The following is a 21,503-nucleotide window of genomic DNA, read 5'->3' as shown; positions in this document are numbered from 1 at the left end:
ATTAACATATCAAACTGGCTGTCTCAACTTCTATCCGCTGATACTTGAGCTCCCTGCTTAACTTTAGTTGTTTTGGGTTCTCCTGCAAAATTGTATGATGCTAGTAATTCTTTGTTACGTAATGCCCAAGTAATATAGATCACCAACAAGAGCGATATTATCGCAATTGCACCAAAGATTTGTCGCAAACTTATTTCTAATAAGCTAACATATTGTGGCGATTTGGTCTGACTATAGAGTAACATTCCAAATAAAACAAGTCCTACAGCTTGTCCGAGTGAACGGAAAAGTTGTACTGCGGACAAACCTGCTCCTCTTACCTTTTCACTAGCAACTGCTGATGCTAAGAATGAGAATGAAGATAATAAAACACCAAAGGACATTCCCGAAATTAATATATAGATCATAATAAGAATGGGCGAAGTATCCACTGTAATCGTCGCCATAGCCCCACTACCTAGTAATAAAAAGATAGACCCGATTAATCCCATTTTCCTCATTCCATAACGAAACGCGAATTGACCAGCTAGAATTGAACCTAATGGCCATGTAATCGACAAAGGAATCATAATTAATCCTGAACCCGTTGCCGAAAATCCTTTCACATGTTGCATCCACAATGGGATATAGAAGATAATTGCTACCGTAATTGCGGATAATACAAATCCTGAAATTAGTGTAAAGCGGAACATTTTATTTGTAAAAATTTCTAACGGAATAAATGGGTCATTCGCATTTTTCTCTACTCTCACAAAAGTATAGAGACAAATCAATGCTATAAACATCAATATGCCGTATAACCATTTGGCCGATATGTCATCGTGTTCTACAAACCCATTCAATCCATAGAGTAGCAATAAGATACCGATAGAGAACGTAGAAATTCCTTTAACATCAATCCTACTTATTGTTTTGGCAAAATGATTAGGCAAGAATTTGTATATAAGCACAAGTGCTATTAAGGCAAACGGTACGTTTAAATAGAAAATTGAACGCCAAGATACATAATCTACTAATAGACCACCTGTTAATGGGCCAAGTATACCCGCTACTCCCCATATACTAGAGAGCCACCCTTGAATCTTATACCGTTGTTGATCTTGAAACAGATCCGTAATAATAACCATTGGTAATGTAAGGAGACTTGCTCCACCTAAACCTTGTATTGCGCGGAATACAATTAGACTGGACATATTCCAAGCAATACCTGATAGTGCTGAACCGATAATAAATATTATGATGCCAATACTAATTAATAACTTACGACCATAAATATCAGAGAGCTTACCATACAGCGGCGTTGCAACGACCATTGCTAACAAATAGATCGTATTGACCCAACTATACAATTCGGCGCCCTCTAAATTATCCATAATAATTGGCATTGCAGTAGAAACGATCGTACCTTCTATTGCAGCTAGAAAAGTAGTGAGATATAGTGCTATTACTACTTTTAGGCTAGACGGTTTCAAAACTACATACTCCCTTTCGTCACGAAACTTTAATGTTAGATTAAGCTTTTCTGATGATGGTTATGATACAATTAATTGATTATAGATTTTGAATCAAGGAGAATGAATGTGGGTTATGATTTACTATTAGAGATTATTGAGACGATAGGACCTATCGCACTTTTTCTAGTTCTATGTCTCGGATTAATTGGTTTACCAATTCCAAATGAAGCTGTTGTGTTAACCGCAGGCGCACTTTCTGAAGCTGAAGTAATGGATTCTCCGATTGCTTTTGCTATGGTGACTCTCGGTATTTGTTCAGCAATGACATTCAACTATAGCTTAGGCCGCTTTACGAGTAGTCGACTTGGGAAATGGTTTTCTAAGAAACAACAATTTGGGAAGTTTATTAAGAAGTCAGATTATCTCATTGATAAATACGGCTTATATGCTATTCCAATTAGTGTGTTTTTCCCATTTGTTAGACATGCAACACCTTATGTAATGGGAATGAACAATATGAGATTCTCTAAATTCTCACTTATTGCTTTTTCAGCTGCAACTCTGTGGACGTCGATTTATTTCACACTAGGACATTTCGTTGGTGACCGTATTCCCGAGTTTATAGTACTTATTAGTCAATATGAAGCATTATTTTTCACTTTAGGCGCTATTATGTTAAGTATACTTTTAATACGTGGAATTCGTCGATACAAATTGAAGCATTCAGATGGAAATCAATCAAAATAACGTAATGACAGACACTGTAATGTACAGCTTTTATAGTTTTGACAATAAGAAGCCGTATCAAAAGGTAGTCCTTTGATACGGCTTCTTATTGTAACATTGACTACACTGTTATTCTTGCTCCAATGCAGCTAGAGCCGCTTCAACTAATTGCTCATACAATTCATCATTTTCTTCAATTTCATCTTCAACTTCAAGCAATAGCTCTTCATCACCTGAACCAGCTAAGAAAAATAATCCATAACCCCACTCTTTAGCTTTTCTACTTTTATGTAATGCCATCTCATAAGGTTTGGGATGACCTTCTACTTGAAAGTGAACAGCCCCTACATGACCATCTTCTTTCGTATGTGTCATTTTTGCATGTAATATTTGTACATTCATTATATATCCTCCTAAACTTTTTGTTGCTGCTTGTTCAACTTCTACGTAACAAAAAGTCACTTCGTAAGCATAGCTAACTTTTTGTTGCTGCTTGTTCAACTTCTACGTAACAAAAAGTCACTTCGTAAGCATAGCTAACTTTTTGTTATAGTATCGAAATAACACTGTATACAACAGCATACACTTACTTCTATGTATATTTCAACTGTTATCTGCGCTAGATCATGGGAGTAGCAGATAGGTTAGCCCATATAATCCATTATCTCCTACTAATTCTACGTATAAGCACAAAAGCACCAACGATAAATAATAAACCTACAATGACAAATGCGATCATTAACATCGTCTTTCTATCTTGAATACTTTGCTTTACTTCTTCTTCTGTTGCAATTTTCACGATAGAATCCGGTGAGCTAGGATCAATCTCACTATGATCTACAGAATCTATTGTTGGTGGGACATTAATTTCGAATTTATAAGAAGCTAATTCTGTGAAAATGTCAGAGTTATCTGCAATTATTGATGTTTTGCTGCATGAAGAGACTTCTATTATGCCATCCACATCTCTTGCAAATACTGCGTAACGTTTTCCATTTTTAAATCCATAGCCACAGCTGTCGGATGATTGGGCTGAGTAGACTTTAATAAGTTCAGTCACTTCACCCTTCCAAGAACCATTCACTTGAAACGTCCATTCTACTCGACTAGACGAATTTTGTATTCCTAATAGTGAGCTTTTTACTTTCTTATTTGTCACAACACCGTCAAATACCCAATCACTCTTTTCTAAAGCCTCTTCATAGCTCCCGGGATCTGAACAAGTACAGGCATGTGCACTATTTCGTTCACTAATCATTAATCCACTACATAGTAAAATAACAATTAAAAAAACATGGACAAGATGTTTCCACTTCACTTTCTAGTCCTCCATTTCCTACTCATTATACTAGCTAATCTTTCACGCTATTGAGCAAAACTCTAATCTCTTACTAATTCCTTCTTTTTCTGTAAATGAGCATTCCAGTAAGCATTATAAATAGTAACAACACAACAACGAATGTAATTATACCGTTTTCGTTAACTTTTTCAATAGAATCTTTTTGAGTTGTTTCTTCGCTATAAAGTGCCCCGTTCTGATCAGTAATTGTTATCTGCGTAACTGTATTATCTCCCTCTTCATTGATTGTGCGGGGATTATGTGCGACGGATGAATTAGGATCACCCACTATCTCTTCTACAAGATCATCAATAGGTGGGACATTAAATTCATCTTTATATGATCCTAACTCAGTGAAAATGTCAGAGTTATCTGCAATAATTAATGTTTTGCTACACGATGTGACTTTGATTGTGCCATCCGCCTCACTAGCAAATACTGCATAACGTTTTCCTACTTTGAACTCATAACCGCAACTAGCTGAGGATTGAGCTGAAGTGACCTGCATAATTTCAGTAACTTCACCTTTCCATGATCCGTTCACTTGAAACGTCCATTCTACTGGTTCATCTGAACTCTTAAATCCTAGAAATGAACTTTCTTCTTTCTTGTCCGTTACAACACCATCGAATACATAGTCACTATCCGCTAGTTCATCTTCAAAACTTCCTGGTCCAACAGCGCAACTACATGCATATGCACTTTTATGTTCACCAACCATAACTCCACTCAGTAGTACTATAACCATTACAAACAGATGTACGATTTTTATTCTTTTCAATTCCATGTTTCGCCATCACCTACTCTTCACTTAATCAACATTTGACTGAATCATTTAAACTAATTTCTTGAACCACACTTCATATATTATTTCCTGTTTTTTCTGAACATTAACATTTCAGCTAGAACAATAGGACACTTCAATATAGAACATATTTATCAACTTTTGATTAACTAATGAAGTAAATATTGATTGACATGAAAAATCCCCCTAATATCGTTCTCTATTAGATAGAACGATATTAGGAGGAAAAATGTTACATTTTACAATATTTATCAAATTATTTCTTAGTATTATGCTTACTTGGCCAGAATGCCCATTTTCCACAGACAACAGTAAGCGCTGGTACAAGGAACGGACGAACGATAAATGTATCAAGTAATACACCAATCGCCGTAATAACCCCAAATTGCAATAATATTGTAATCGGTACTTGAGTTAGAACAAAGAATGTTCCTGCTAGAATTAATCCAGCAGATGAAATAACTTCACCTGTCTCAGCTACCCCTTCTTTGACAGCTTGTTTCAATGGCATTGTTTTCGCTTTCTTCCAAATACCTGAGATCATAAAGATATTATAATCTTCACCAAGCGCGATCAGAAATACGAATGCGTATAATGGAATTGCCGCTTGAATCGCATCTATACCAAGACCATAGTGAAGAATGATCCAACCAAGTCCAAGTGCTGCTAAGAATGACACTAATACGGTAATCACAAGATATATTGTCGCAATGATTGAACGAAGATAAGCTAATAACAAGATAATAATTAATAAGATAACAATTGGCATAATGACACTATTATCTCTATCATTAATTTGTTGATTATCATATTGACCTGCTGTTTGACCTGCGATCCAAAAGTTATCAGTGTTACCCAACTCAGTAGTTAACTGCTCTTCCAAATTAGGAATATAGGCCATCGCATCAGTTGAATAAGGATCAATATCTAGAACTACTTCAAATGAGCTATATGTTGAATCTACTTCACTAACAACTGCTTCTGTAACGTTGTTAACTAGTTCATGAGCTGCAACTTTATTAGCTAGTGCATTTACATCAGTATTATCTTTCACAATGACTGTGATCGGTGCAAGCTCACCAGGTGTATACGTCTGTCCGATAATAGTAAATCCTTCTCTTGATTCCATATCGTCGGGGAAGGATGATAATAGATCGTATTTATATTTCGTTTGTGTCGAGAAGGCAGCGAGTACAATTAATACAATCATCGTAATGGAGATTACTAGCCAAGGTTTTTCAGTAACAAAAGTACCGATCTTCCCCCATAGGCGATGTTGAGTTTTTTGTTTTTTAACTGGTTTATTACGTTTAATTGCTCTTTCTTCTTCCATTTCCTCTGTTCTAGGAATGAAAGGGAAAAATGAAGCTCTACCTAGAATCGCTAATATAGCCGGAACTAGTGTTAAGCTTGCAATTCCCATTATTAGGATCGAAAGTGAGAATGGAATTGCAAAACGGTGAGATGAACCATACTGCGCAAATAACAATACAAGTAATGCCATCACAACAGTAAACCCACTCATAGCAATTGCTCCGGAAGCATTTTTGAACGCGTGAATCAATGCCGTTCTCGGATTTTTCTCATGTCGCAAATCATCGCGATAGCGAGTAATTAGGAATAGACAATAATCCGTTCCTGCACCAAACAATAATACAGTCATAATGCTTATCGCTTGTGAATCTACAGTAATCCAACCTTTTCCAGCTAACCAGCCCAGTATCGGACTCGTCACAAGGTAAGCAAAGCCTACACCAACTAACGGAATGAAGGCAAGAATCGGAGATCGATAAATAAGTAATAATAGAACGAGTACAAGCAACACAGTTGCGATTAGTAATATAATGTCTGCGTCTAAAAATAGATCTGTTGCATCAACAGAAATCCCGACTGGACCAGTAAATCTTGCTGATAAGCCATCTGCTAGATCAGCTTCAAATATATCTGCGCCAGCTTGTTCGTTAATGAATTCTCTTATGTGATTGAGATTTTCTTTCAGCACTTCAGTTTCTGTCTCATCAGTAAATGTGATTGGTAATATAAGTGTACTACCATCTTCTGACGTTAATACTTCAATCGGAATGCCCATATGCAATGGAATAATCGCTTCTTGTGCAGGTAATGGGCTGTTCGTTAGTTCCTCAGCTAATTGTCGTACAATAGAGAAATCTTCATCGGTTAATCCAGCGTCGCGATGCCATACTAATAAGGCAGGCACACCTGTGGAATTCGGGAAATACTCTTGTATAACTTGATCTGCTAATACAGATTGTGCATCACTCGGTAAATTAGCCGCATTATTTTGCACCTTGTCCCCTACACTAGGTAATGTTAAGGTTAATATAAGCGCAATTAATATCCATACTACTAGTGTAACCCACTTGCTGATCTTGCCTGTAAAGCAAGCTGCAATACGTTGAATCATGAATATTTCCTCCATTTCGTATTCACTAATTAATTTACTATACCGTTCGGTTAATTAATTATATATACTAGTTAGTAAATAAATCAACATATTATTTAATGAATTTTTGATGAAGGGATGCTCGTTATGAACGAAAACCAACCTAACTCTATACCAAAGCGTAAACCAGGTAGACCAAAAGTTGAACAATCACCTACGAAAATGAGCATTTTAAGAACTGGTGCTTTTTTATTTATGGAGGTCGGATATGAAAAAGTATCATTAGAATCTGTTGCGAAGGCATGTGGAATCACGAAGGCTAGTGTTTATTACTACTTCAATAATAAATCAGAATTATTTACGGAGTGTCTTGTTGCAGTAATGACGATCGCACATAATGCAACCGCTAAAATATTAAATGAAGATATGCCTTTGAAAGATAAATTAATTAAAATCGCCATTCGACAAATGAGTAATGCCCATCTTGATTTTGAATCTATGATGCGTGATGCCGCTGTTGAATTATCTGACGAACAGACCGAAAATATTCGGAAAGCGGAGAAAAAACTTCATGATATTGTCCATGATGCTTTCCAAGATGGTATTGTTAGTGGTGAAATAACGAATCATCACTCACCCGTCGTACTTGCACACACATTTGTAGCATTATTGACGATGAAAAACCATCTTAATCTTAAACAGCAACAAATTCCTGTGGAACAACTGGTAGCGCAGATGATTGAAATATTGTGGACAGGTATACAAAAAGAGGGACAATCTAATGAGTCTATGTAATAGACTCATTGGTTGTCCCTCTTTTGCAGCCTTTGATAGCGACTTGCGATTCCGCCTTCCGATAAATAGCTTCATCTTCTCGGCTTACGAACGCCTGCATTGCACTTGAAGTTTAGATTCAACGATAACCTTAACTTATAAAATTATTATTGCAAATACTGCTGCTAGTACGAAACGATAGTATGCGAACCATGATAGTTTTAATTTTTTCATCAAGTTAACGAACGTTACAACTGCTAACATTCCGACAATGAATGATGCGCATAATCCGACTAGGAATAACGGCAAATCAGACGTTGTCAGACCCGCACGATTGTCAATAAGATCAAGCAAGCTCGCTGCCCCCATAATCGGTACTGATACTATAAATGTAAATTCTGCAGCTGCCTTCTGACTTGTTCCTGCCAAAATACCACCTGAGATTGTAGAACCAGAACGTGAAAATCCAGGCCATAACGCTAAAATTTGAAAACATCCGATAATGAAAGCTTGTTTGTAGCTAATATCATCTATTTCTTCCGCTGTGACTTCACGCTTACTTCTTTCTGCAACAATCATTAAAATACCGCCAAGTACTAGACCAATCAACACTGTAGATGGACCGAACAAATATTGCTTAATTACAGAATGAAGTAATAAGCCAATAATACTTGCAGGTAACATAGCTAGTAATATATGTATGAAATTCATACCTTTATTTAATTTGAATTGCAATACTTTCATAAATGTTTTGAAATATAGTACGAGAACTGCTAGTACTGCACCAAACTGAATTACAACTTCAAACGTCTTAGCACGCTCTCCTTCGAATCCTAACAAATGACCAACTAAAATCAAATGGCCTGTGGAGGAAACCGGTAAAAACTCCGTCAGACCCTCCACAACACCCATAATAATTGCTTTAATTAAATCCAACACTTAGACACACTCCTTCTCGTCTTTAGAATGAGAATTTGTACAAACCTTCTGCTTGTACATTCTCTATTCTATGCATGACCGAGTCCAGACATTTCTGGTTCTTGTGCCTCAACAATAATTTCTATACTGCGAATGCGATTTTCATCTCGCTCACGAATAATAAAAGTGGCGTCGGCATACTTCCACTCGATATTTTCATCTAGATCCGGTTGTAATTGATACAACCAGCCTCCAATGGTATGCGTTTCTCCTACATCCAAATCCAAGCCTGTCATCTCATTCACATCAGTAATTAGTGCGCGACCTTCAACAAGAAAACGTCTCTCATCGATACGATCAATTTCTTCTCGTTCATCTGAATCGAACTCATCGCGTATTTCACCCACGATTTCTTCGATAATGTCTTCAATAGTAATTAATCCTGATGTACCACCATATTCATCGAGCAAAATAGCCATATGAATCTGATCTCGTTGCATAATCGTAAGCAATTTACGAATTGGAATCGTATCCGGAACAGACAATACATTTTGCATCAATTTAGTAACGTCCGGATGCTCTTCTGCTTTAGTAATATGTTGAAATAAATATACCTTCGTATTAAGTAACCCGATAATATTATCTTTGTCACCTTGAGCGACTGGAAAGCGAGTATATCGTTCCTGCATAATCGTATCTATGTTCACGTCTGTACTATTTTCAACAAAAACACATACCATATCCGTTCGTGGCACCATAATATCTCGTGCTAATGTAACATCAAAGTCAAAAATATTTTTCATAAATCCAAATTCACTTTTATTGATTTTGCCATTCTCGTAGCTATCATTCAGTATTAGGCGAATCTCTTCCTCACTATGAGCATCTGTTTCGCTCATTAATGTATATCCCATCAGCTTTACTAACGCATTGGCGGAACCATTAAGCACCCATATAAATGGGTAAGCTATCTTATGAAACCAAATAATTGGTGGAGCAAGTTTCAACGCCAATGCTTCTGATTTAATAATTGCAATGCTTTTAGGTGCAAGTTCACCAAAGACTACATGAAGAAAAGTTACAAACAGAAAGGCGATAATAAATGCAATGATATCACTAATCTCAGTAGAAATCGGTAATTTAACAAACAAAGGATGAAGTACCTTTGCTACCGTTGGTTCACCTAACCAACCAAGTCCTAATGCAGTAATCGTAATACCAAGCTGGCATGCAGATAAATAGCCATCGAGTTCCTTCGTTACGATTTCCACTGCTTTTGCATTTTTAATGTTTTCTGCAACCATTTGCTGAACTCGGCTCGGTCTAACTCGTATTATGGAAAATTCCGTCGCAACGAAAAAAGCTGTTAGTATTAATAACACAAGAAATACAATTAAGTTCAAAATCATCTCTTCAGAGCTCCTTTCGAGTACCATATACCGAAATAGATTCTCCTCAGAGATGAGTTATTATGCATTCAAATGCTTTGTGCCCATTACTCTATACAATAAAAATTGCTATTACCATGGGGGTGTATCATCATTAGTTTCAACCGGCTGAACGTTTTCATTAGCTGTATCAAATGAATCAGTCCCATCCGCTGTATCTGAAACTTTCGTACCAATGATCTCCATAATGTCTTCCAGAGGTGGTGGCGCCAACAATTCAACTGGAGACATCCCTTTCTCGAATTGCAACGCATCACCTTCAATAACAGCAACATAACGTCCATTATGCTTGGCGATATGTACCGATACTCCATAATCTGCTAATAGTCCTTTAATAGATACGTTTCCTACTTTGAACGCCATCGTTAAGTCTTCCTTCTGTTGAATGAGGGAATAATTGGCTTCTTCTACTTGTTGTGGTGTCCACCATTCTTGCAATTCCCGCTTCTCACTTGCAGCCCATACCTCAACTGCATTTTCCTCTTGAGAACGTTCACTGCTTACATTGTCTTGCCATTTCTCTTCGATATACTGATGGACCATTTCAACGACTTGTTCACTAACAACTTCTGGAATAGGTTTCTCATAGCTGACATACTTCAAAAAATCTTCAAAGTATCTTGCATGCGATGCTTGATGGATTTTCAGTTCCCAACGCTCGAGGATGCCCTCTTGCTCCATATGAGGATACTGAATTGACTTAATGCTACGCGCACTAAATGCCATTTCCACTTGAGCAATCAAGCTTCTCTCATCAGATATACGAGCAATTTTTGGTTCAAAGTCACATTTTAAAATAAACAGAAAAGGCTCATCAAAAAACGTATTCAGAGTACATGATGCAACGATAAATGCACCGCCTCGAACAGCTGATGTATCCATATAGACACGTACAAGTTCATCAGTTAAACTATGAAATCTTTCTTTGTGATCTGCTTCACGAATACGTTGAAACAAATTATAATTTCCATTGCTGCCTAACTCATATCCTGGTTCAACCATAAACATACCGACTTTAGTTGGAGCGTTAGGAGTATTAGGATGACGCTCTACTTTACGCTTAACAATTTTAATAAATTCCTCATCGAGAAACTCTTTTAACGCACTATCAGCGTATTCGTCTCCATCCATCGTTTGATAATGTTTGAAAGCTTTATAACTACCAACAGAGCCTTTATCACTTTCCGACTGAATAACGAAAAATGATAAGTAATTCATACGAAAATCCATTAGTTCAACGCTCCTACGATTAAAATAGCAAGTATAATATGAATAATGATCATAACGGGAATACCAATTTTAAAACTACGATGTTTAGTTTTATGACGGAAATGATACATTGCCATATACGTACCAACTGCTCCGCCTAATGCGCTAAACAGAAAAATATGGCGTTCAGGAATACGTGCAGTATTACGACGTGCACTTTCTTTATCCTTACCCATTATCCAGTACAAATACACATTTAGAAACAGAATATAACCTACTATCCAATACAAAGTATCCACGTTGTTGCCTCCTCATTCTATAAAAATATGCGCTACGATTTTTCAAAAGATCCATGAAGAGACCTAACATAATATGTATATAAAAAAATCAGTAGAATCTACTTTATCAACCTAACCTCTATTAATTTCAACTAGACGGTAGTATATATATTCTACTACAGTCCTTCCCTACTTTGCACCTAAATTGAATTTGAACTACTCTTCGACTGCTGGAAAATAGTTGATCATGATGTGTTAATCGTTCCTACGATTAGGTTTATAGTTAGTAATACGGTATAATCTACTGTAAGCGAATGTTCCAAAAGCAGGCTTTTAAATACCTTGAAGATGGAGTAAGAACGAAGATGTAATTAAATACTAAAGGAGATTGATGATCTGTGAGAAATGCAGACAAAGACGCTATCTTTGCATTATGTGATTTCATTAATCAGAACTTTAAGGAAGTGCACAAGTCCCCGTATAGCAAAAGTTTCTATAACAAAGAAGTAGATTGGGGATATAAACCTGAGGGTGTCATACGGATATCTGACCATTGGAACTTCCTTAGTCATGATGAAATTCACTGTGCTACGCACCAAGAGATTAATAATGATTCACTTTCTATTGGTATGTTTGAAGGTGATAAATTTAATATTATTGAAAGTTATAATAAAGACTATGGTTCATCTGCATCGGTAGGAGATCGAGTATATAGACTTTATATTGACAACAAAGGATCATTTGTATCAGATATAGTTATCGGCCAAGAACCTACTTATGCTCCTGGAATAGAAGATCGTAGAATTACTTCATTTTTTCTATTATCTGGGTATTAGTAATTACTGCAATACTACTCATACATTTCTACCCATTAATCTGCTTCCTCCTTTCCATACATTAGACGAACACTATTACTCAAACCACTGCGCATGTATATAAAACTAAAAACACCTCTAAGTTGTACGATTGGTTTACCCAATCGATACCTACTTAAAGGTGTTTCTTATTGTGTAAAATTTAATTTCTTACATCAAGGAATCTAATCATACTACTTCATTTGTTCGATTCTTGAATCTAACGGATAGAAAATAAGATTAAGCGGGAATGAAGATCCTGCTGGCGGACTAAATTCAATTGTTAATTTTTTATCTTTCGTCGAAGTTTGTCCTAGCGATACAAATCCGTCAAATGGTGTTAGCACGCCTGAAGAAGGCACTCGCACAAACTGTCCATTCACTTTGAAGGCACCTTTGAAAGAACCTCCTCTTGCATTTAACAATACCGTCATATTGCCTGGATTATTAATGGTCATACGATAGACAGCTCCATAATTTCCAGATAGCGACGTTGCAACATCCCGTTGCACATCATATCCATTAATGAACGGATCGGCATTACCATCACCGATAACAAGTCTTTGTAACTTCTTATTGCCTACTTTAGACAAATCAAGATCCCATTGAATATCAGAAGCTTCAAATGTTCCTCTAACATGACCATCATATGCTAATTTATTCAACGAAAGCATTTTCGAACTAGCAGTTGTATCTGCCGCAAAGGTAATTTGTAGTTGACCTGATGCTTCAACATCATACATTGTATTAATACCGTACTCTGGGAAGAATGTTGGGAATTGACGGTAAACGATAGTCTCACCTGGTTTTACAACAAATTCTTCAGTGATCTTATTATTCATTAAGAAGTCAATCGCAGCTTCACTGCCAAGCAGCATCGCATATTTCGATGGGAATACTTCGCCAACATTTGTCGTTTTCAAAGTTACTGGCTCAGATCCGTTATTCGTTGCTAAGATCGCGAACTGCATATTTTTACCTGATTTATTGACATGGTTAGCATACAAACGAGCTTTACCATTAATATTATCTTGATATAAAATTCCTGACGTTCTAATATTTTCAGGACTATCACTTACAAGTAATTTACGAGCTGTGTCATATGTCGTTTTTTTGGAAATTTGTGGTATTTGCAAGATTTGCGAATTGAATTTTGAATCTGATGCTTTAATAAAAGAACCTGCTTTACCAGAATATACACCGTATTCAAATTCATCAAACATAACGCTATCTGTTACAACGATTTTCTTTGTATAAGGTTTACTTTTATTTCCGCTTTTATCAGTTGCAACTAGCGATACTTCATACGTTCCCGCTTCAAAGAAAGCATCTTTCTTTCCGGTCCATGATAAAGAGACAGACTCTGAGTCAGGATCGTAACTTAGATTCGTATAAGTAATAGTTTCGCCAATATTATACGTTTCTTTGTCTACAGAGAACTTTGCAACAGGAGTTGAACCTAGTTCTTTATCATAATTATCTTTTGCTTTAGGTACGTATGTCACTGTAACTTTTTTCTGTTCATTATTATAAGTATACGTGGCGCCCATAACATCGCAAAGCCATGTTAATTGCACCATAATTCTACCATTAATCATGCGAGCAATATTGTTGTTAGGCTGCGTCACACCATCTAGCGTAATAATATTTTTATTAGTATCTAGAACAATAACATGATCTTCCGTTACCATTTTGACAGAACGAGCTGCTGCATTATAGGTTACATCCATGCCAAATGTATCTCCTAAAAATTTGGCAGGTAAATATGTTTTTCCTGAGATTGCCGTAGCAGGAGAATCTAAAGTTACTTGCTGTCCATTACGAAATGCTTCCTTCTTGTCTAAATAGAGAACAACTTGAGCTGTACTTGTTGCTATGGCATTTGCCACATTTCGCTCTGGAACGACAAATGCCGAACCTGCTAGAATACTTGTACTTAAAACTAATGCTACCCATTTTTTACGCATTGTTAGCCTCCTGATGCTTTCCATTACCTTCGATATACGATGCACTTATGTGAATATCGTATTCAAAGCGAATTATGTTTTGTTATTGCTCATGTTGTGATGAAACTGCCTTGTAAACCGAATTGTACACAAGCTCTGCAAGTTGGCAGCCTATTTCAGTGGCCGTCCCCGCATACAAATGCTCTTGAATGTAACATTGTTGTTGTGATGAAGCGATGACTAGAGCATCAGTAGTTGTTCCTGTAGCAATTAGTCCATTGGTTTGCTCTGTTATCCCATAATCAGCAAGCGCTGCACATTTGGCTTCAGTTGCAGTTATAAGACTATTAATAATCGCTGATTCACTTAATCGCCCATCAATAATGACAAATATATTAATTGTTCCTGCATGATATGCTGGGTACGTCTGACGAGACATTCCTGCTCGAGCCGCATTAGACGTTCCAGATGTAACTAGAACAAGTAAGCTATAGTCTTGTTGATGCCATTCTCCGATTACTGCATCAGACAATTTCGCGGCAGTCATTAGTCCAACAGTACTATCTTCCGACAGCTTCTCATGAGCAATGAGTTCAAGCATATCATTGATAGGATCATTGCTTTCATAATGAAGTGGAACCCGGTAATTAACAAAGGCTTGAGCGGTATGTAATCCTCCATTCCACACAGCACTGCTGATCACTTTCAAAGGCATGTCACTTTCAATCACAATACTATTATGACGATATCTAGCCGATAAATGTTGCTGAAACTGTGAAGAAAACTGATTGATTCCATGCTGGAATGGCTGAGTAATCGTATACTGCAACGCTACACTTTCTATATCATTACAATTCATCTCCAACATCCTTTCTATGCGTTGATAGAATATTGGTTAATACACTAATACAATGGATGTTTTGTTGTCGAGACTTTATCGCTAATCGAATATATGAAGATTGTAATCCTTTGAAAGTACTAGCATCACGAATTAATATACCTTGCTTACCCATTAACTGTTGCAGCTCAGAGGCCGTGATTTCGTAACCATATGCGAGATCAACTAATATATAATTGGTAACCGTCCGAAATGGTTTAACATGTAAACAAGCGAGTTGCTCATACATCCAATTTGCTTCCTCAACTAACCAAGACTTTGACTCACTAGCATATGATTGATCTTGCAATACAGCATGTCCAATTAATTGTGCTAATGAGTTCACACTCCATGGATACTGCATCTGCTTCATATGTTGTAGTTGATTAACTGCACCGATCATATAGCCAAGTCGTATGCCAGGTATCGAATAGAATTTCGTCATTGAACGGATAACAAATAGATTACGGTACTTACTTACTTTTGAAATCCAACTCAGTTCATCTTCATGTTGATGAAAATCTAGAAATGCTTCGTCTAGTACAACAATAGCGCCTGAACGAAGCAGATTCGTAACCATCTGTTCACTTAGTAGTTGCCCTGTTGGATTATTCGGATGTCCAAGCATATAGAGTTCAATCGATTGTTGTTGAATTAACTTATCTACTTGTTGTTCATTTGGAGTAAATCCATTTACAGCTTCACTTTCGATGTAAGTAATTTTACAGCCATTTTTCTGTAATGCTTGTTCATATTCTATGAAAGAAGGCGCAACAATTGCTGCGGTTTTCGGCTGGAAATAACGAACAACAAGATCGATCAACTCAGCTGCTCCATTCCCTACGATAACTTCTTCGAGGTCTACTAGATGCTTACTTGCAATCGTTGATCTTAGTTGACGAATCGCTGGATCAGGATACTTCGTAATATGTTGCATATATTGCGACAATATATCAGCTACGACTTGAGGAGGTCCTAATGGATTCATATTGGAGCTGAAATCTAATAAATGATCTTCATGAATACCATATAATTCGGAGGCAGATAGCAAATCACCACCGTGTCCATATCTTTCGAGCAATTGTTTTCCTCCTTCCTTTATTTCCTAGACGTTACCTAAACATACCATTAGTTATCGTTTCTATATTGAATTAAGATCATTGTAGACCGTTACAACTATAAAACAGTGTATACAAACATAACAGCGATTATTAAGTTCACACTTTCAATTATCTCTGTCATTGCTCCATACGTATCTCCTGTTAAACCATCTAATTTGGCTTTCATCCATTTAGCTACGACCCATCCAACAATTGCAGAAGACATAGGTATTAGCAGCGCTAACCATAGAATGTCTTTGTAAATAGGAATGTTAATAACATAAAACATTAATGGCATTAAATACAAGAATAATGACGTTGTCGTCGCTGCACTGACATACTGACGTTTGATCCCATGAAACATAGATGCTAAACCATTACTTCGCGCTGGCTTCCAGCTTGAAACAGCAATGACCATCCACCATCTGCTCCACATCGCTGTTCCAATAATAATTAATACTAGCCAAGCGATCGAAAGTTGCTTAGTTGCAACTTCTTGCAGCAAATATACTAGAGCTGACCATTTTAGTGCAATGTTGATAATTGCACTAATGACTCCAAAAGCGCCAACTCTACTATCTTTCATAATCTCTAGCATCTGATCTTTACTTCTTCGACTTAATAATCCATCCGCACTATCCATCAGTCCATCTAAATGCAATCCGCCTGTCAAAGCGATCCATAATATTACTAACAATAATGCTCCAACCATAGGTGGAGCTACATAGCCTACTCCCCATCCACAAATACTAACAATTAACCCGATCAATGCACCAACTACAGGGAAAAAGATAACACTTTTATGTAGAATGTTTTTTTCAAATTCGATCCGCATTCGAATAGGCAATATCGTTAGAAACTGTATTGCTGCAACACATCCATAGATATATGGTTTTATTTGTTCACGCTCATCATTAACCAAACTGCGATCACTCCTATTAAAATCCAAATACGTACACCGTATAATACGTTAATACTCATCTTAATATGAATCGCTTGTAATGGCTGTGATGGCCAGCCTAATCGTGCGCGTTCATGCCACTGACCGAAGTAACGATTGCGTCCACCTAATTCAATATGAAGTGCTCCGGCAACTGCTGATTCAGGAATACCACTGTTAGGGCTAGGATGTTTTTTAGCAAAAGTTATAATGGATTGATAACATTTACGTCCATCGAGCTTTGGATGTAACCAAGCAATCGTAACAATAATTAATCCAGTTAGACGCGCTGGAATATAATTAAGTATATCATCTAGTCGAGCAGAACACTTTCCAAAATATTCAAACTTCTCATTTCGATAACCAACCATTGAATCTAGTGTATTACATGCACGATAAACCATCGCTAGTGGAGCACCACCAATTAACGCCCAAAATATAGGAGAGACAAAAGCATCGACAATATTTTCGGCAATCGTTTCTACTGTAGCTCTCGTCATATCACTTTCATCCATTACTTCACTATCTCGACTAACAATGTAACCTACATAGCGGCGAGCACTATCCATATCACCGCTTATTAATGGATCATGGACTAGATTACCTGCATCCTTCAATCCTTTTACAGCAATAGTCGTTGATAATAGCCAAGCGGAGACAATATAAGATAGCCATGGGTGAATAGCATAGGTCAGTAAATGAATGCTGACCATTATAATGCCAACGAGCACGACTGTACTTACCGTAAGAATCAATCCTCTATACAAAAGCGAGCGAGTACTATAATTGCGCTCAGAATGATACAGTTTCCCTTGTAGCCACTTAATCCATCTTCCCATCCAAATAACAGGGTGTGTTGGCCATTTCGGATCTCCGATTACCCAATCAATTAGAATGGCAGCAATGATGATAAGTAACCATTCTTGCAAGCTATACCACATCATTGTTCCTCCAACTTGTAAGCTAACGATTTCAACTCAATCGGAATACTTGCTGTAACGAGAAACACTTTATCTGCTAGTGCAGCAATTCGTTGATTAAGGCGACCTGCTTCATCGCGATACATTCTGCTTAATTTATTCATCGGTACAATACCGTTCCCCACCTCATTGCTAACGATAACAACAGAGTAAGGATAATCTTGCAAATATTGAAGAAATGTATGGATCACTTCGAGCAATTTATCAGTTCCCTGATGTTCCACATCTAATTCCATGAACCAATTACTGAGCCATAATGTCATACAATCAATTAATATAACTGGGTTTTCATGCAATTCACTATCTATCGTATGATTACGAATGCTTTCTAGACATTGTGTAAGCTCTAATGGCGCTTCCCAAGTTGCCCATTGAAAGGATTCATTGTCACGTTGATTGCGATGTAATGCGATACGATCGCTCATCTCTTGATCAAACGCTTGTGCAGTTGCGATATAGATGCCTTGATTGGATAACGAGCTAGCAAACTGTTCAGCAAAATGACTTTTGCCACTGCGTGCGCCGCCTGTAACGAGTATAATCATCTATCTAGTCCTCTCTACCATCAATTCCAGCACTCGCAAAGGTTGCCATCTCTTGCATCAAGCTTAATGCAGCATCGATGAAGTGGAAACATAATACTGCCCCTGTTCCTTCACCAACTCGAAGATCCAGTTGAATCATAGGTTGTAGGCCAATAGAAGCAAGCGCATGAACATGACCTTGTTCTTGGGATTGATGTGAAGCAATCATATATCGAGCTGCGTTTGTACTTAACTTGGCTGCGATTAATGCGGCTGCTGTTGAAATATATCCATCAATAATAACGGGACAACGGTTTCTAGCTGCTCCGATCATTACACCGACTAAGCCCGCAATTTCTAAACCGCCTATTTTTAAGAGAACATCTAGCGGATCATTCTCATCAGGTGCATTCACTGCAATCGAACGTTCAATAATATTAATTTTGTGCTGAAGCATTGTGTCATTAATGCCTGTCCCTCTACCTGCTGCTGAAGTAGCATCAATGTTAGCTAGTACACTTACAATCGCAGCACTTGCCGTCGTATTACCAATTCCCATCTCACCAGTAGCAAACATACGGACACCTTGTCCATATTGCTCTTCTACCACTTCGATTCCAACTTGAATAGCCTGAATTGCTTCCTCACGCGACATCGCTGCACCTACTGCCATGTTCGCTGTGCCATACCTGATTTTGTGAGAACGTAATTGAGGATGTTCAAGCTCAGCTGCTACGCCAATATCTACACATACAACATCAGCATGAGCTCCTCTTGCAAGCACATTAACAGCAGCTCCACCATTTAAGAAGTTATGTACCATTTGCGGAGTAACCGATTGTGGAAATGCGCTAATTCCTTCGTCGCATACACCATGATCACCAGCCATAATAATGACAGTTCGACGACTAAGATCTGGCCATAACTTCCCAGTAATTGCAGCTAATTGTGCCGTAATAACTTCTAGCTTTCCTAGACTTCCAGGTGGTTTTGTTAATTGATCAGAATGTTCTCTTGCTTGCTGAGCAAATTGTTCATCAGGTAACTGAATGTATGAAATGTATTGTTGTAATTGTTGTTCTGTCCACTTTTCCATAATGAATCATTCTCCTTTAGTTTGCGATAACAATAACTGTGGTGATTGGTTAACTGGATGCTCAATGATAACGGTAGATGCATTATACATTTCTTTCATTCTATCTGTAGTAAGTACTTGCTCAGGTGTACCAGAAGCTATGATTTGTCCATTGTGTAATGCTAGTAACTGATCACAGTACAATGCAGATACATTCAGATCATGCATAACCGCGATAACTAATAATTGTTTTTGTTGCTGCCAGCTTTTCACAACATCCATAATAATTTGCTGATAGCCAATATCTAGATATGTTGTCGGCTCATCAAGTAATATAATTTCCGGCTGCTGTACAATCAATTTCGCTAAAGCGACTCGCTGACGCTCGCCACCGCTTAGTTGATCTAATTTACGATGCACGAGATTAGTTAACCCCGTTAATTGTATAGCTTCTTCAATGATACCATCTATGTTAGCCTTTTCACCACCAAGCCAACTTTGATAAGGAAATCTGCCCATTTCAATAACTTCACGTACGGAGAATCCAAGCGGCGGAAGACCACCCTGCTGTAACACAGCAATCTTCTGAGCAATTATTTTACGTGGGAAGTGATGAATAGGTTGCTCCTGAAACAGAACAGAACCGGTAGTTGGCTTTCTAATCCCTGCTAGAAGTTGGAGAAACGTTGACTTACCCGCTCCATTTGGACCAATAATGCCATAAAATCGATTCATTTCGAAAGCAAAGTTCAAATCCCGAAAAATATTAATCTCATCATAATTGTAGCTTAATGACTGTGCCCTAATCATAAGGGTTGAACACCGCCTTCCTTACGGTTTTTCTTAGTTAATAAGTAAGAGAAGATTGGCGCACCAATTAATGCTGTAATAACACCCAGTGGCAACTCCTTAGGACTTAACGCTAATCTAGCGATAGTATCTGCCATAATCATATAAATCCCCCCGCCTATAGCGGATAGCGGAATAAGAATCCGATAATCTGGACCTACTATCAATCTGATGATATGAGGTACAACAAGTCCTACAAAACCTATAACACCTGACACAGATACAGCCGCAGCTGTTAATAATGTGCAAACAATAAGGACGATGATTTTACTACGTTCAACATTGACACCCATATATGCAGCTTCGCGTTCGCCAAGAGCTAGTAAATTCAAAATTTGACCATAATACATGAGAATCGGTAGTGTTATGATTACAAATGGGAATAGCATATAGACATGTTCCCAACTTTTCATAGAGATAGAACCCATAATCCAGAACAATATTTCATTCACAACGCCATTTGACATTGACACCATTAATGAGACAAATGAACCTAGAAACGATTGTATAATCACTCCAGCTAGTACAAGAGTCTGAATTTGCATTGATCCTTGAGATTTGGCTAATGCAATGACTCCGAACAACGTCGCAATGCCAGTTCCAAAAGCAACAAGTGGAATTGTCCATAATCCGATTAGCATCTGATAACCCATTAATATAATAAATGCTGCCCCTACAGAGCTTCCCGAAGCGACACCAAGTGTATAGGGATCTGCTAAAGGGTTACGAAGGACTCCTTGAAAGCCGACTCCTGCTAATGCTAAGCACGCTCCTACAAAGGTTGCGAGTAGCACACGAGAAAGCCTAACTTGCGTGACAATTGCTATCTCACCTTTCGAATAATAGAGCTGTGCATCATCATTAAAAGGAAGCGAATGCCACAATATCCCCCACACATCAGCCAATGAGATACCTGATGAGCCGAGGGAAATTGCTGTAATGATCGTTATAAAAAGAAGGAGCATTGCTGCTCCTCCATATCCGATTAGTTTCTTATTCATAT

General features: G+C 37.6%; 21 protein-coding genes. 3 read left to right on the top strand and 18 right to left on the bottom strand.

What is annotated here, in order from left to right:
- Positions 1-23: 23 nt before the first annotated feature.
- Complete coding sequence (locus tag NV377_RS03595) at positions 24-1,472, bottom strand: MDR family MFS transporter (protein WP_258199793.1); 1,449 nt, start codon at positions 1,470-1,472, stop codon at positions 24-26.
- 108 nt (positions 1,473-1,580) lie between these two features.
- Between NV377_RS03595 and NV377_RS03590 the strand changes: the two genes are divergently transcribed.
- Complete coding sequence (locus tag NV377_RS03590; RefSeq protein WP_258199792.1) at positions 1,581-2,201, top strand: DedA family protein; 621 nt, start codon at positions 1,581-1,583, stop codon at positions 2,199-2,201.
- A 108-nt stretch (positions 2,202-2,309) separates the two neighbouring features.
- Here NV377_RS03590 and NV377_RS03585 read toward each other — a convergent pair whose 3' ends face one another.
- From NV377_RS03585 to NV377_RS03570, 4 genes are all read right to left on the bottom strand, one after another.
- Positions 2,310-2,582, bottom strand: a complete 273-nt coding sequence (locus tag NV377_RS03585) for a hypothetical protein (RefSeq protein WP_258199791.1) — start codon at positions 2,580-2,582, stop codon at positions 2,310-2,312.
- Positions 2,583-2,841: 259 nt separating this feature from the next.
- The gene (locus NV377_RS03580) at positions 2,842-3,498 is read right to left on the bottom strand and encodes a hypothetical protein (protein WP_258199790.1); all 657 of its coding nucleotides are present in this window, start codon (positions 3,496-3,498) and stop codon (positions 2,842-2,844) included.
- Positions 3,499-3,571: 73 nt separating this feature from the next.
- On the bottom strand, positions 3,572-4,306 hold the full coding sequence (locus tag NV377_RS03575) for a hypothetical protein (RefSeq protein ID WP_258199789.1): 735 nt from the start codon (positions 4,304-4,306) through the stop codon (positions 3,572-3,574).
- Between the two features lie 274 nt (positions 4,307-4,580).
- The gene (locus NV377_RS03570) at positions 4,581-6,749 is read right to left on the bottom strand and encodes an MMPL family transporter (RefSeq protein WP_258199788.1); all 2,169 of its coding nucleotides are present in this window, start codon (positions 6,747-6,749) and stop codon (positions 4,581-4,583) included.
- A 126-nt stretch (positions 6,750-6,875) separates the two neighbouring features.
- On the opposite strand from NV377_RS03570, the gene NV377_RS03565 reads away from it, so the two are divergent.
- Complete coding sequence (locus tag NV377_RS03565) at positions 6,876-7,523, top strand: TetR/AcrR family transcriptional regulator (RefSeq protein ID WP_258199787.1); 648 nt, start codon at positions 6,876-6,878, stop codon at positions 7,521-7,523.
- Between the two features lie 135 nt (positions 7,524-7,658).
- Here NV377_RS03565 and NV377_RS03560 read toward each other — a convergent pair whose 3' ends face one another.
- From NV377_RS03560 to NV377_RS03545, 4 genes are all read right to left on the bottom strand, one after another.
- Complete coding sequence (locus NV377_RS03560) at positions 7,659-8,441, bottom strand: undecaprenyl-diphosphate phosphatase (protein ID WP_258199786.1); 783 nt, start codon at positions 8,439-8,441, stop codon at positions 7,659-7,661.
- Positions 8,442-8,509: 68 nt separating this feature from the next.
- The gene (locus NV377_RS03555; protein ID WP_258199785.1) at positions 8,510-9,829 is read right to left on the bottom strand and encodes a hemolysin family protein; all 1,320 of its coding nucleotides are present in this window, start codon (positions 9,827-9,829) and stop codon (positions 8,510-8,512) included.
- Positions 9,830-9,940: 111 nt separating this feature from the next.
- Positions 9,941-11,098, bottom strand: coding sequence for a DUF3900 domain-containing protein (locus tag NV377_RS03550; protein WP_258199784.1), 1,158 nt, complete (start codon positions 11,096-11,098; stop codon positions 9,941-9,943).
- Positions 11,098-11,376: a DUF1294 domain-containing protein gene (locus NV377_RS03545; RefSeq protein WP_258199783.1), complete on the bottom strand. Its 279-nt coding sequence runs from the start codon at positions 11,374-11,376 to the stop codon at positions 11,098-11,100. Before NV377_RS03545 ends, NV377_RS03550 begins: the two co-directional genes overlap by 1 nt.
- 377 nt (positions 11,377-11,753) lie before the next feature.
- Here NV377_RS03545 and NV377_RS03540 point away from each other — a divergent pair, with 377 nt between their 5' ends.
- The gene (locus NV377_RS03540; protein WP_258199782.1) at positions 11,754-12,191 is read left to right on the top strand and encodes a hypothetical protein; all 438 of its coding nucleotides are present in this window, start codon (positions 11,754-11,756) and stop codon (positions 12,189-12,191) included.
- A gap of 212 nt (positions 12,192-12,403) precedes the next feature.
- Here the strand turns inward: NV377_RS03540 and NV377_RS03535 are convergent, their stop codons facing one another.
- The 9 genes from NV377_RS03535 to NV377_RS03495 all read right to left on the bottom strand — a co-directional run bounded on the left by NV377_RS03535 (position 12,404) and on the right by NV377_RS03495 (position 21,501).
- A complete protein-coding gene (locus tag NV377_RS03535; RefSeq protein ID WP_258199781.1) occupies positions 12,404-14,176 on the bottom strand; it encodes a copper amine oxidase N-terminal domain-containing protein in 1,773 nt (590 codons plus the stop codon).
- An 82-nt stretch (positions 14,177-14,258) separates the two neighbouring features.
- Positions 14,259-15,014, bottom strand: a complete 756-nt coding sequence (locus tag NV377_RS03530) for an adenosylcobinamide amidohydrolase (RefSeq protein WP_258199780.1) — start codon at positions 15,012-15,014, stop codon at positions 14,259-14,261.
- Positions 15,004-16,113: a threonine-phosphate decarboxylase CobD gene (cobD, locus tag NV377_RS03525; RefSeq protein WP_258199779.1), complete on the bottom strand. Its 1,110-nt coding sequence runs from the start codon at positions 16,111-16,113 to the stop codon at positions 15,004-15,006. The genes NV377_RS03530 and cobD overlap by 11 nt, the downstream gene beginning before the upstream one ends.
- 95 nt (positions 16,114-16,208) lie before the next feature.
- Positions 16,209-17,054: an adenosylcobinamide-GDP ribazoletransferase gene (gene cobS, locus NV377_RS03520; RefSeq protein WP_258199778.1), complete on the bottom strand. Its 846-nt coding sequence runs from the start codon at positions 17,052-17,054 to the stop codon at positions 16,209-16,211.
- Positions 17,027-18,016, bottom strand: coding sequence for an adenosylcobinamide-phosphate synthase CbiB (gene cbiB, locus NV377_RS03515; protein ID WP_258199777.1), 990 nt, complete (start codon positions 18,014-18,016; stop codon positions 17,027-17,029). Before cbiB ends, cobS begins: the two co-directional genes overlap by 28 nt.
- Entirely contained in the window at positions 18,013-18,597 is a 585-nt protein-coding gene (gene cobU / locus NV377_RS03510; protein WP_258199776.1) for a bifunctional adenosylcobinamide kinase/adenosylcobinamide-phosphate guanylyltransferase, read from the bottom strand. Before cobU ends, cbiB begins: the two co-directional genes overlap by 4 nt.
- Before the next feature lie 4 nt (positions 18,598-18,601).
- Positions 18,602-19,672, bottom strand: coding sequence for a nicotinate-nucleotide--dimethylbenzimidazole phosphoribosyltransferase (gene cobT / locus NV377_RS03505; protein WP_258199775.1), 1,071 nt, complete (start codon positions 19,670-19,672; stop codon positions 18,602-18,604).
- 6 nt (positions 19,673-19,678) lie between these two features.
- A complete protein-coding gene (locus tag NV377_RS03500; protein ID WP_258199774.1) occupies positions 19,679-20,461 on the bottom strand; it encodes an ABC transporter ATP-binding protein in 783 nt (260 codons plus the stop codon).
- A complete protein-coding gene (locus NV377_RS03495; protein WP_258199773.1) occupies positions 20,458-21,501 on the bottom strand; it encodes a FecCD family ABC transporter permease in 1,044 nt (347 codons plus the stop codon). Before NV377_RS03495 ends, NV377_RS03500 begins: the two co-directional genes overlap by 4 nt.
- Positions 21,502-21,503 lie beyond the last annotated feature (2 nt).

The organism is Paenibacillus endoradicis (assembly GCF_024721975.1).
This window is presented reverse-complemented; position numbering and strand designations above follow the sequence as displayed.